At 40.3% G+C, this 12,777-nt stretch carries 12 protein-coding genes; 6 read left to right on the forward strand and 6 right to left on the reverse strand.

The genetic code is table 11. From position 1 onward, the window contains the following. Position 1: 1 nt before the first annotated feature. On the reverse strand, positions 2 to 1,213 hold the full coding sequence (locus H5186_RS10535) for an acetate kinase (protein ID WP_182794439.1): 1,212 nt from the start codon (positions 1,211 to 1,213) through the stop codon (positions 2 to 4). Between the two features lie 318 nt (positions 1,214 to 1,531). Between H5186_RS10535 and yfbV the strand changes: the two genes are divergently transcribed. Continuing rightward, complete coding sequence (gene yfbV, locus H5186_RS10540; protein ID WP_145234096.1) at positions 1,532 to 1,978, forward strand: terminus macrodomain insulation protein YfbV; 447 nt, start codon at positions 1,532 to 1,534, stop codon at positions 1,976 to 1,978. On the opposite strand, the gene rlmA is transcribed toward yfbV, so the two are convergent. From rlmA to xthA, 3 genes are read right to left on the reverse strand one after another with little or no spacing between them, the layout of a single operon-like run. Further along, entirely contained in the window at positions 1,959 to 2,771 is an 813-nt protein-coding gene (gene rlmA, locus H5186_RS10545) for a 23S rRNA (guanine(745)-N(1))-methyltransferase (protein ID WP_182794440.1), read from the reverse strand. The two genes, yfbV and rlmA, sit on opposite strands and share 20 nt — an antisense overlap. Then, on the reverse strand, positions 2,768 to 3,415 hold the full coding sequence (locus H5186_RS10550; RefSeq protein WP_182730992.1) for an energy-coupling factor ABC transporter permease: 648 nt from the start codon (positions 3,413 to 3,415) through the stop codon (positions 2,768 to 2,770). Before H5186_RS10550 ends, rlmA begins: the two co-directional genes overlap by 4 nt. Positions 3,416 to 3,444: 29 nt before the next feature. After that, on the reverse strand, positions 3,445 to 4,251 hold the full coding sequence (xthA, locus tag H5186_RS10555) for an exodeoxyribonuclease III (protein WP_182734793.1): 807 nt from the start codon (positions 4,249 to 4,251) through the stop codon (positions 3,445 to 3,447). Between the two features lie 248 nt (positions 4,252 to 4,499). Here xthA and H5186_RS10560 point away from each other — a divergent pair, with 248 nt between their 5' ends. From H5186_RS10560 to rluB, 3 genes are all read left to right on the forward strand, one after another. Next, the gene (locus H5186_RS10560; RefSeq protein WP_145233745.1) at positions 4,500 to 4,931 is read left to right on the forward strand and encodes an exonuclease III; all 432 of its coding nucleotides are present in this window, start codon (positions 4,500 to 4,502) and stop codon (positions 4,929 to 4,931) included. A 169-nt stretch (positions 4,932 to 5,100) separates the two neighbouring features. Beyond that, the gene (gene scpB / locus H5186_RS10565; protein ID WP_149981032.1) at positions 5,101 to 5,691 is read left to right on the forward strand and encodes an SMC-Scp complex subunit ScpB; all 591 of its coding nucleotides are present in this window, start codon (positions 5,101 to 5,103) and stop codon (positions 5,689 to 5,691) included. After that, positions 5,688 to 6,557: a 23S rRNA pseudouridine(2605) synthase RluB gene (rluB, locus tag H5186_RS10570; protein ID WP_145233749.1), complete on the forward strand. Its 870-nt coding sequence runs from the start codon at positions 5,688 to 5,690 to the stop codon at positions 6,555 to 6,557. Before scpB ends, rluB begins: the two co-directional genes overlap by 4 nt. 221 nt (positions 6,558 to 6,778) lie before the next feature. On the opposite strand, the gene H5186_RS10575 is transcribed toward rluB, so the two are convergent. Next, positions 6,779 to 7,525, reverse strand: a complete 747-nt coding sequence (locus tag H5186_RS10575; protein ID WP_182734863.1) for a YciK family oxidoreductase — start codon at positions 7,523 to 7,525, stop codon at positions 6,779 to 6,781. A gap of 250 nt (positions 7,526 to 7,775) precedes the next feature. On the opposite strand from H5186_RS10575, the gene H5186_RS10580 reads away from it, so the two are divergent. Together H5186_RS10580 and sohB are read left to right on the forward strand one after the other, a co-directional pair. Continuing rightward, positions 7,776 to 10,247: a VolA/Pla-1 family phospholipase gene (locus tag H5186_RS10580; protein ID WP_182794441.1), complete on the forward strand. Its 2,472-nt coding sequence runs from the start codon at positions 7,776 to 7,778 to the stop codon at positions 10,245 to 10,247. Positions 10,248 to 10,343: 96 nt separating this feature from the next. After that, positions 10,344 to 11,360, forward strand: coding sequence for a protease SohB (gene sohB / locus H5186_RS10585; protein ID WP_145233753.1), 1,017 nt, complete (start codon positions 10,344 to 10,346; stop codon positions 11,358 to 11,360). A gap of 70 nt (positions 11,361 to 11,430) precedes the next feature. On the opposite strand, the gene H5186_RS10590 is transcribed toward sohB, so the two are convergent. After that, a complete protein-coding gene (locus tag H5186_RS10590; protein ID WP_149981035.1) occupies positions 11,431 to 12,762 on the reverse strand; it encodes a dicarboxylate/amino acid:cation symporter in 1,332 nt (443 codons plus the stop codon). Positions 12,763 to 12,777: the final 15 nt, after the last annotated feature.

Here is a 12,777-nt window from a genome sequence, read left to right on the forward strand (position 1 = left end):
ATTATAACTCCTGTGCAATTGAGGCGGCATCAAGAGCAATGATCCACTCTTCATTTGTTGGCATTACTACTGCTTTTGTTTTTGCATTATTACTGCTGATAACCCCTGGTGTGCCAAATCGGGCTGCAAGGTTAGCTGTACTGTCGCAATCAAGGCCAAGATAGCTCAGTTGTGTTATTACTTTGCCACGAATAATATCGGAGTTTTCACCAATACCACCGGTAAAAATTAACGCATCAAGGCGTTGCAATGGCACCATAAATGCGGCTATTTGTTTTGCTAAACGATAACAAAACATCTCCAGTGCTAAAATGGCTTTTTCATTTCCTGCAACAGCAGCTTCTTCTATTGTACGACAGTCATTAGAAAGTTCACTGATACCCAGTAAGCCACTTTGTTGGTTTAATAAGTCATCAATTTGTTGTGCATCGTAGTTAAGTTGGGTGGTTAAAAAGTTAAATAAACCAGGATCAATATCTCCGCTGCGGGTGCCCATCATTAAGCCTTCTAGTGGAGTTAAGCCCATGCTGGTATCAACACTTTTGCCATTTTTAATAGCACACACAGAGCAGCCATTACCTAAGTGAGCGCTGATAAAATTACTTTGCTCAATAGGCTGGTTTAAAAGGACTGCTGTTTGACCTGCAACATAATAATGGCTGGTACCATGAAAGCCGTAACGTCTAACACCATAATCAGTATAAAGTTTATAAGGGAGGGCATATAAATAGGCAACATTGCCCATGGTTTGATGAAACGCGGTATCAAACACTGCTACTTGCGGTAGTCCCTTGAATGATGCTTGCGCAGCAGCAATGCCTAATAAATTAGCGTGCCCATGTAATGGCGCAAGCGTAGCGGCTTGAGTGATTCCTTTAATTACATCGTCGTCAATCAGTACCGATTTAGTAAAGTGCTCGCCGCCGTGAACCACGCGATGACCTACTGCAATAAGGTTTTCAGCTAAATGGTGTTCGTTGATAAGGCTAACTAAGGTATCGATTGCTGCACTGTGAGCTTGATTAGGCGCAAGTTCAATCAGTTGTTTTTTGCCAAGGTACTTGTATTTCACAGATGGCGACGATGAGCCTAGGCGTTCAGCAAGACCTGAAATGATTTCTTCAGATGTGGTGGCATCTAAAATAGCGAATTTTAAACTCGAACTTCCACAGTTCAGTACAAGAACATGTTGAGGTGATGATTGCGAAGACATAACAGGATCCCATTTTTTGACAATTGCGCATTAAGCTTAGTTGTTATATAACCAAGTACTCGAGCATAGTGATTAAAGTAAAAGAGTCATTGGTCGATAAATTGCTATGGATATCTGTAATGACTATACTAAAGTCTAGTTGACTTAACGTGCGCTTATTTTAACTCATTAATTGTTTTAAGGTAAGTTTAAACCATGATCAAAAACACGTTTTGGACGAAAAAGGTGGAAGGGATTTTACACAGGAATGTTACCGTGAATATGATACACTCATTGCGGTAACATTAATAAATATACCAGCGACACCTAGGAGTCATGATGCAAAAAAGTGTGATGTCACAAGTCCAAACTGGTCGTGAATATGCAAAAAAATGGCCTATGCGTAAAGAATTAGCGCCTCTGTTCACGGAGTTTAGAGTGATCAAAGCCACCGAGCTGGCAATTACAGTAATGCCGATTTTGGCAATGCTCACTTTATTTATGCAAATTAATTATTTAGGCAGCAGTTTTTTACCTCAAGCAGTCGCTATCGCGTTGTTTTTTTTATCTCTACCGCTACAGGGATTGCTGTGGTTAGGCAAGCGTGCAGATACTGTACTTGAGCCTGCGATGGAGCATTGGTATAAAGAGCTTCATACAAAAATGGTAGCCAATGGCTACCAAGGGCATGTCCCTAAAGATAAACCACGTTATGCAGAGTTGGCCCATTTACTCAATGATATGTTTGATAAAATGGACCGCGCGTTTACCCGAGAGAATCTGTAACACGTTTAAATTGACTAACATAAAATGACAGGGTGACGACTTGCTCACCTTGTTGTTCTAGTTGTTGCCAATGTTCAGGACGAAACTTCCAAGCAAAGGGAGTCATAGTGATCAAGTTCTTCACATCTTTAAATGGCAAGCTTATCTGTTGTTCTAATAATGCTTGCTCTATAAGCTCAAACCCTACAGGCGCAGCAATCGGTGTGTGCGCATTGACGTCTCGGTAAATATAGTGCTTGAGTTCTTTTAAATGCCAAGGGCCAGGGCTTGCAACTACCAATGTAGCGTCTGGTTTTGCTAATCGAGCCAATTCAGCATCAAATAATGGGGCAAAAATACTCACTAATACATCTGCTGAGCCATCATTAAATGGAGCTTGGCTGATTGATGCAACGCTAAAATTACAATTACTGTATCGCTTTGCAGCATATTTAACTGCTGATTTTGATATATCGACGCCATAAACGTGTGCAGTACATGCATTGGCAATCGCATGAGTATAAAAACCTTCCCCGCACCCTAAATCAATTACCTGTTGTGGTGCTTGCAGAGCAACTCGCTGTGCAACGGCATGTTGTAAAAACTGGTAGTGCCCAGTGGTTAAAAAAGCACGCCTTGCTTGTACCATGTCAAGATTATCGCCAGGTTGCTTAGAGTTCTTTTGTTGCACAGGTAATAAATTCACATAGCCTTCTTTTGCAGTGTCAAAGCTATGGTTGTTAATACATTTTAGCACTTTGGTATGCAACTCAAGCGATTGTTGGCAGAGCGGGCATTGGTAATCGAGACTCATGGATCTAGGTAATCCTTATCATAAAATGTTTTTACCCAATGTGGGCGATAGGTGATCAATAGGGTAATGGCCATGCCGTTTAACATCGCTTCAGGAAAGCAAATAATGACACATAAATAGAGATAATTTTCACTTAATTCAAACCAATTGTAATTGCCGGTTAAATAATAAAATAAGCTAATGGTGATAATCTTAAAGCAGGCGATGAAAGCGGCGCAAATAAAAGTACATACAAAAATGTAAATGAAAAAATGCCGTGGTAATAGGTTATAACACAGTATAAATACCCCATAACTGACTAAAATGGGTAAGTAAGCGGTTAACAATAAGTGGATAGGTAATTGCGCAATGCTTATTTGATTGAAAGCCGTTAATAGCAGACTTGCTAGGGTGGCGCTCAATAATGCAAAGCGCCAGCCTAAAATAAGCGTTATGGCAGTTACACCTAAAATATGCAGTTCAAGACCGGGTAATATGCCGGCTTTAATTCGCCACAATAAGGCAAATGCTAACGCACAGACAAATAGGCCTGTTTGACGGGCTGGCGTGGTTATTAAATGTTGGTAGTGTGACTTATTGACACTCGACCAAAAAATACAGCCGATAACAAGCCAAGCAATTGCCTGAAGTTCAATGCTTATTATCGGGATTGTCGTTAGCTTATCCATTAGCGTTAACTAAAGGTTGACCATATTGGCGCATGATCTGATGGCTTTTCAATACCACGTAATTCATAGTCAATTCCCGCTTCAATACAACGAGCAGCCAAAGTTGGAGTCGCTAGGATAACGTCAATGCGTAGACCACGATTATCATCAAAGCCTCGAGAGCGATAATCAAACCAAGAGTACTGTTCGCTTGTGTCTGGGTGAAGTTCACGGAAGGTGTCTGTAAAGCCCCAATCTAGCAAGGTTGCAAGCCATTGACGTTCTTCAGGCTGGAATGAACATTTGCCAGTTTTTAACCAACGCTTGCGATTAACCTCACCAATGCCAATATCAAGATCAGTAGGAGAAATATTGATGTCGCCCATGACAATGACATCCTCGTCGTTACTGTGGTGGCTTTGTAAGTGAGTCATTAGATCACGGTAGAACTGTCGCTTATACGGAAATTTTGTTTCATGAGTAATGTTATCGCCTTGTGGAAAATAGCCATTCATTACGGTTAGATCACGGCCATTTTCTTGGCTAACAGTGACGCTGATCATGCGCTTTTGTGATTCATCAGTATCTGTTGCGAATCCTTTAACCACAGACTTAGGTTCAGTTTTGCATAACATAGCTACGCCATAATGTGCTTTTTGACCATGAAAATAAACGTGGTAACCCATATTTTGAACATCTTCAAGTGGGAAAGCTTCATCATGTACTTTTATTTCTTGTAAGCCGATAATATCAGGCTGATGTTTATCTATGATTGCTTGTAATTGGTGCAGACGAGCTCTCAGCCCGTTAATGTTAAATGAAATTACTTTCATGGCTTGACCTTTAATTAGAGTTATCTTTTTGCAGATTATGGCAAATTCTACCATCAATTGGCGTATGGTACATGCGCTTATTTATAATAATAAGCCGCTCAATTGTTGAACAAAGTATGAATTTTGATTAAACATTGTTAACGCTTTTTTAAATAAAAAATTAAATAGATAATTCGGTTGATTTGTAAACTTCGGTCTATATAATGCGCAAAAATTGCTCACAATATAACTCCACTTAAAGGTAAATCATGAAACTACAATTATTAGCATTATTCGTCGCAGCGACTGCTTTCTCTGAGACTGCCAGTGCAGCACATTATTATAATGCTGATCATAAAATTGAATCTAAATTATGCTCAATTAGTGCTAACGAAGGATTTACTGCAGCACGCAAAGTTGCAGCCCAGCACGGGGTGTATTTATCACGTTATTCAAAAAGTATTTTGTGTAATGGTGATGATATTCGTGATATTGCAAAAAAAGTGGATGATAAAGTTCGCCAAGAAAAAGTAATTGAAGTGTTTGCTAAAAACTCACAGGCAGAAACACAGCTATGTATTACTGCCTTGAAGCAAGGTTTGGCTCCAGTGAAAGAAAAAATAGCAAACTTAAACTCATTGATCTGTAATGGTGAAGTGGTTACTGAGTTTGTGAAACGATATCAAGGTGCGACAATTTGATTAAAAATGTAACGCACTAGCTCGTTTATCTAAAATAGCAGCGCTTTAATCGCTGCTATTTTACATTTTTATAGAATAACTTTTCCAACCTTTGCATTGATCTGGCATAATAGCGCGCTGAATATACCGCAACGTCTTGGTGCCTATGGTGACAAAATCTGCTACGAAAATGGCTACGAAACGAATCAGTGATGAGCAGCTTGTTGAGATCATTGAAGCGGCGATTTTTGTTGCGGGAAAACCAGTCAGTAAACGGCATTTAAAAGACACCGTATTAACTGAGTTAAGTGTGTCTATGACACGTATTAACCTCGCGATTGAACAGATCCAAATTCATTATCAAACCCGTGGTATTCGCTTAGTTGAAGTCGGTAGTGGATTTAGATTTCAGGCGTGTGCCAGCTTAGCCCCTTGGTTAAATAATCTTTGGCAAGAACGGGCGCCTAAATATTCCCGTGCACTATTAGAAACTCTTTCGCTTATTGCTTATCGTCAGCCGATAACTCGGGGCGAGATAGAGCAAGTACGTGGAGTGACCGTAGGCTCAACTATTATTAAAAGTCTGCTCGAGCGTGAGTGGATACATGTTGTTGGTCATAAAGAGGTGCCAGGTAGGCCCGCTTTATATGCCACAACCAAACAATTTTTAGATTATTTTTCGTTAACAGGTTTAGATAACTTACCGCCACTGCCAAAACAGCAGCAAAGTAAAATTGACCAGTTATTGAGTGATCCTTCTGTGAGAGAACTATCCGAATGAGTATACAAGGTGAAAAGTTACAAAAAGTCTTAGCAAGAGCGGGCGTAGGTTCGCGACGTGAGATGGAAAAATACATTGATGCAAATCGTGTCAGTGTTAATGGTAAAGTAGCAAAGCTGGGTGATCGTGTTGAAGAAACCGACCAGATCCGTGTTGATGGCCATACGGTAAAAATTGAAGAAAAAGCTGAACGTATCTGTCGCGTTGTTATGTATAACAAACCTGAAGGTGAGTTATGTACACGTAAAGATCCTGAAGGACGTAGAACAGTATTTGACCGCCTGCCGCGCGTTGATGGTGAACGTTGGATTGCTGTTGGTCGTTTAGATATAAATACCGCAGGTTTAATGTTGTTCACCAATGATGGTGAGCTTGCTAACCGCTTAATGCACCCAAGTTACGAAGTAGAGCGTGAATATTCAGCACGTGTATTTGGTGAAGTAACAGCAGAAACTATCAAAAATTTAACCAAAGGGGTTGAGCTTGAAGATGGTATGGCAAAATTTCTTACTATTAAACCACTGGGCGGCGAAGGTATTAACCGCTGGTATAATGTAACGCTGACAGAAGGGCGTAACCGTGAAGTTCGTCGTTTATGGCAGTCTCAAGACGTTGAGGTTTCTCGTCTTATTCGTATTCGTTATGGTAAGTTAGAGCTCGATAAACGTCTACCACAAGGTGGTTGGGCTGAGCTAGATTTAGAGACTGTAAATTACTTACGTAAAACAGTTAAGCTTGGCCGTGAAACGCAAACAAAATTATCTGTTATGCCTGAAAAACGCAAAGATAAACGCGCTAAAATTAATCAAATTCGTAAAGCAGTCAAAAAACATAATAATCGCGTTAAACAAACTAAACGCCGTTAATATCTGCCTTGCATTAAAAAAGCCGCTAATTAGCGGCTTTTTTATGTTTAGTACTTGGTTTATACCAATCGACTTAAATATTTAACCATTCTAGCAGGCTAAATAAAGTGCTAATTGCGTTAGGGATTTTTTATGTAGAGCAATACATGTCAAAATTCCTGCCTTGTTATCACTGTATTTATCTGTCGCTATAAATGGTCAGTAACTTAACACGACTGGTATTATTTTTTTGTTTGCGCGTCTAATGATTGACCATTGACGTCTTTTGAATCATCACTCATTAAGTATAAATAAGTTGGCATTAAGTCTTCAGGGCAGGCTAGTTTATCGCGATCTTCGCCTGGATAGACACTGGCACGCATAGCTGTGTGGGTGGCGCCGGGATTAATACAATTTATCCGGATATTCGTTTTACCTACTTCACATGCCCATGTTTGCATCATTCCTTCAACTGCAAATTTTGAAATGGCATACGCGCCCCAAAACTCACGGCCTTGGCGACCAACCCCAGAAGAGGTGAAAATAATTGAAGCACTTGGAGATTTACGTAAAACTGGAAACATATATTTTGTGATCATCGCTTGAGCGGTAACATTCACTTTCATGATGTTATCAAACGTTGATGAACAAAAATGCTCAAGTGGACCCAGTGAGCCAATTATTCCTGCATTATTGAGCAAGCCATCTAGTTTACCAAATTGCTGTTCAATGGTAGCGCCTAAATCACGAAAGTTTTGTTTGCTTGCACCTTTTAAATCCATCGGTACAATCGCAGGTTTTGGCCCGCCAACGGCAATGATTTCATCGTATACCGCTTCCAGTTTGCTGGTGGTTTTACCCAATAATATAACCGTTGCGCCATGTTTGGCATAAGTTATTGCAGCCACTCGGCCAATGCCGTCACCTGCACCAGTTACTAAGATCACTTTGTCTTGTAGGGCATTATCAGCCGCTTTATAGGTTTGCATAATAAAGGTCCAAAAAATCAATTTGATTGATTTTAACATAGCAAAACACCAAGTTATCGAATTTATTGCAAAATAAGGTGGCGAAATTTGAAACTTTACGTTAACTTTAACTGGTCTAATGTCTTATTAATAACCTAATTACATTATTTTAACTAAATATTACGCGAAAACTTAAAAGAATTAGTAACAAAATTAGCTACACTTATTTATCAACACACATAAAAAAAAGATTACGTGCGGAGCAAACAATATGAAAAAAATGCTACTCTCACTTGCAATTACAGCTGCTCTAGCTGGTTGCGGCGGCGGTGAAACGTTAGAAGATGTTAAAAATGATACACCACCAGTTATTCCATCAGCTACAGTGAAGTTTGATCCCGCAAATGGGGTTATTTCAGTACCAAATGATTTATTAATGAGTGGTACAAAAGATGGCACTATAAATATTCCCGGTGAGTTGAGTGCTAATGGTGCATCAGTGCCAAGAAGCGCCTATGCTAACCCGTCACTGGCACTAGGTGCACTTGATGGCTGGTCTAGCCAAGTTCCCTATAAAGTAGATCTTACCTTTCCTGCGAATGTGAGCCTTGATGAAAGTTCGGCTGGTGCGCCGGGAGCTGTGCGTATTTTTGAAGTTGTTATGGGCGCTAGTTTAACAGATGCAGATTGCGCAGCGGTACCCGCTGGAGCAGGATGTAAATTATTAGGTGAATTAACCTTTGGCGTTGATTTCATCACTAAAGCAAGTGGCAATGCGGTTGCTATTATTCCATTAAAACCGTTTAAAGCTGGCAGCTCGTATATTAATGTGCTGACGACTGAGCTTAAAGACTCATTAGGGCGTTCAATCCAGCCATCTTCAACCTACGGATTAGTAAAACAGGAAGCCCCATTAGTAACTGAATCGCAACTCGCGCTGCAGGGCGTGGTAAATAGCTATGAAAATGTACTTATTTCAGGCGGCACGATCACTAAAGATGAGATTATATATTCAGCAGCGATGACCATTCAATCTGTAGGTCCAGTGCTTGGTACTATTAAAAAATTGCTAGCAGCGAGCTTACAAAATCCAGCTTTGCCAAAACCACAGGTACAAATACCAGAGCAGGATATGCTGACAGTAGCTGAAGTGCTTCTTAGTGATCCTGACATAACTAATGTGTCACCAGCATTTAATGGGGTGCAGTACCAAAGAGGCAGTGTGACACTGGCTATGTATTTATCTCAACCAGAAGGGAAAGAAATTTCAAAGTTGGCTGATACATACTGGCAAGGCATGTGTTCAAGCCCTGTTGCCGTACTTAATCAGCAAGCAGCGGATCAAGCACTGCGCGACGCAGGAAAAGAAGATGAAATTGATCCAACAATGTTTGGTATTGGTCCATATGAGCAGCTCTGCCAAGGTTTAAGTGAAGGAAAGCTACACGATTACCCAAAAATTGACATTACTCGTCACTTAACGAAATATAACCCGCTCCCTAAAATGCAAAGCCTGCAAGAAGTGCCTGTACAGATAACAAAACCTATTCTGCCTGTGATAAACGCTATCAGGACACAAACTGGTATGCCGGCACTTGAAATGCCAGCGGGTGGTTGGCCTGTTGTTATTATGCAACATGGCATTACTTCAAAAAAAGAGCACATGCTGGCGTTAACGGCTAGTTTAGCGATTCAAGGTTTTGCAACGGTTGCCATAGATCACCCTGTGCATGGTGAGCGTGGCATTGACGTGGATGACGATGGTAAAGACGACTTTAATGCGACTAAAGGGGAGGGATCTGTACTTGCGTACATGAACTTGCAATCATTACTCGTTGCGCGTGACAATTTAAGGCAGTCTGCGGCTGATTTACTAGCATTGCGTCTAGGCCTCAATTTTGTTGATGATACATCACTCAACACCTCTGACGTAGTGTTTATCGGCCATTCACTTGGCTCAGTAGTTGCTCCTGCTTTTGTTGCTCAAGCAAATGCACCTTTTGATAGCCAAGTTGATGGCTTGTTTAAAATCAATAGTGTCGCACTCGCTAGCGGTGGTGGTGGGATAGCTAGCTTTTTATTAGAATCGGCGAGTTTTGGCCCATTTGTGCAAGGCTCTGTATTGCTATCAGCTGGGACGTCTGAATCAGCTGAGTTTCAAACTTATAGAGAGGGTCCTGCTGTATCAAACTGTGGTGAAGCAGCGCCAACGAACGAGAGTATTTCATGTGGTTATGGCGAATATTACACTTCGTTAAATGCAGCTGGTGAAATGACTAAGCTTGCTAAGATTCAAGGTATTTTGAGTCAGTTCTCATTTGCAGCACAGACGGCTCTTGATAGCGGCGATCCAACAAACTATGCATCAGCTATAAAAGCGCTTGGCACACCTGTTTATATGAATGTGGTTGTAGGTGATGGTGAAGCTAATGGCAATAAACCAGATCAAGTGATCCCACCAATGACTGCAAATAACCCAATTGCAGGCTCACTGCCTCTTGCTAACTTAATGGGCTTAACGACAGTAACCCAGACGCAAACGCCTACTGAGGATGGTATGAGCTATTTAGTTAAATTTACCAAAGGGCATCACAGCTCAGTGCTTAGCCCAGATCCTGATGCAGGTGCAACGGCTGAAGAAAGCGCAGCCACGACAACTGAAATGCAATTACAGATTGCGACTTATTTGGTCACCCGAGGGAGAGCGTTATCTATTCAAAATACTGAGATTGTCACTGACTAACTTTCTAGAGTATTAAAATAAATGAAAAGCCACTGAAAAGTGGCTTTTTTTTGTTTCAATGGTAAATTAGACGAAATTTTTGTTTGGAGAATACGATTGGAATTTCTATATGAGTACGGGCTGTTTCTAGCTAAAACGGCAACGTTTGTGATTGCCGCCGCTGCAGTAATATTAATTAGTGTCGCTGCAGCGATAAAGCCTAAAAGTAAAAAAGGTGAGATTGAGATTGATGATATTTCTGAGCAGTTAGATGATTTGAAAAATGATTTTATTGCAAGCACCTTATCTAAAAAAGCATTAAAAGCGCACCATAAAGCCCAAAAGAATGATGCTAAAAAAAGCACTGATGAACAGTCGAAACCACGATTATATGTACTTGATTTTAATGGTAGTATGGATGCCCATGAAGTCGATAGTTTACGTGAAGAAATTACCGCAATTGTTGCAATTGCCGATCCTAAGCAAGACAAAGTGTTGGTTAGGCTAGAAAGTGGTGGCGGTGTAGTTCATGGCTATGGACTTGCTGCTTCCCAGCTACAACGCATTAAAAATAGAGGTATTCACCTTACGGTTGCGATTGATAAAGTTGCTGCCAGTGGTGGTTACATGATGGCCTGTGTCGCTGATGAAATTGTTGCCGCACCGTTTGCTATCGTTGGCTCTATTGGTGTGATAGCACAAATTCCAAATTTTAATAAAATTCTGAAGAAAAACGATGTTGATTTTGAACAAATCACTGCGGGTGAGTTTAAACGTACCTTAACTTTATTTGGTGAAAATACAGATAAAGCACGGGAGAAGTTTAAAGAAGAAATAGAGCAAACTCATGACTTATTCAAACAGTTTGTTAGCAGTCAACGGCCAAGTTTAGATATTAACTTAGTGGCAACAGGTGAGCACTGGTTTGCGACTCAAGCGCTTGAAAAAGGTCTAGTCGATACTATAGAAACTAGTGATGACACATTACTTAAGTATCAAGATGAGCGACAAATATATAAAATTAAATATAAAGTTAAAAAGAGCTTAAGCGACAAGCTTGCTATCGGGTTGAGTAACACTGTTAACAAAACCGGTATATCATTATTGTCTCGTTTAAAAGGGCTAAACCCATAAAGGTTTCCGTTATTAAATGATAAAAAAACCCGCAAATTTGCGGGTTTTTTTCATTTATACACGGACAACTTTAGTCAGTTGATTTGTGATAATCCTCTAAGTCTTTGGCTGCATTTGGGTCGTTAAATACTGCCTCATCTAGTTCACCTTCAGATTTAGCAACCACACATGTCACCATACAATCGCCTGTGACATTGACCGCCGTACGAGTCATATCAAGTAACCTATCAACGCCAATAATGATGGCAATGCCCTCAACAGGTAAACCAACTTGATTCAGGACCATGGCAAGCATGATCAAGCCTACACCAGGGACACCAGCGGTGCCTACAGACGCTAAAGTGGCGGTTAAAATTACCATTAAGTAATCTGAAATCGTTAAATCAACACTGAATACTTGTGCAATAAATACCGTAGCCACACCTTGCATGATTGCTGTACCGTCCATGTTAATAGTGGCACCGAGTGGAATTGTAAATGACGCAACTGAATTTTTTGCCCCTAATTTTTTAGTGGCTGTTTCAAGTGTAATAGGCATTGTTGCACTTGAGCTTGAAGTGCTAAATGCGAATAAACAGGCATGTTTCATTTTTTTCAAAAAGATAATCGGGTTTAATCCGGTTAAAAACTTTAACAGTAAGGTGTAATTAATGAAGGCATGGAAAAATAGCGCAGCCACCACAACACCAAAATATTTAGCTAAGCTGACTATCAAGTTCAACTCGATAGTAGTGAATAGCTTCGCCATTAAGCAGAACACCCCATAAGGAGCCACATTCATTAATAAGGTAACTAGCTTTAAGATCACGGTGTTTAAATCTTCAAAAACAACCGCTACTCGTTTACCAGCACTGCCGCCAAGAGCCATTGCAATACCAAATAGCAATGCGAATACAATTACTTGTAACATATTGCCGCTTGCCATGGCATCAATTGGATTGGTTGGGAACATGCCAATGATTACTTGTGCAAGAGTTGGTGCTTCTTTTGCGCTATAAGTCGCTTCAGAAGGTAAGTTAATCCCTTCCCCTGGATTAACTAATAATGCCAAGGTAATCGCAACCGTAATTGCAATTGCGGTAGTAATAAGATAGAGAACGATTGATTTACCGCCTAAACGGCCTAATTTTTTCGGATCACTTAAGCTACATGTACCACAAACAAGTGATACAAATACCAGTGGTACAACTAACATTTTCAAACTGGCGATAAATATTTGTCCACCAATATGAAATAAACCATCTACAAAAAAGCCCTTAATTGGCAAAGAGAATAATCCAAGTGGGATTAGAAAATCGTCTTCGCCAGCTAATATAGCTTGGAATATGAAGCCTACAGCAACCCCCAGAAACATACCTATCATGATACGGGTGGTTAAACTCATTGAACGGATTTTTGACATAGTAACAATCTATTT

It is taken from the genome of Pseudoalteromonas sp. SG41-2 (assembly GCF_014164535.1).
Classification (GTDB): Bacteria; Pseudomonadota; Gammaproteobacteria; order Enterobacterales; family Alteromonadaceae; genus Pseudoalteromonas; species Pseudoalteromonas rhizosphaerae.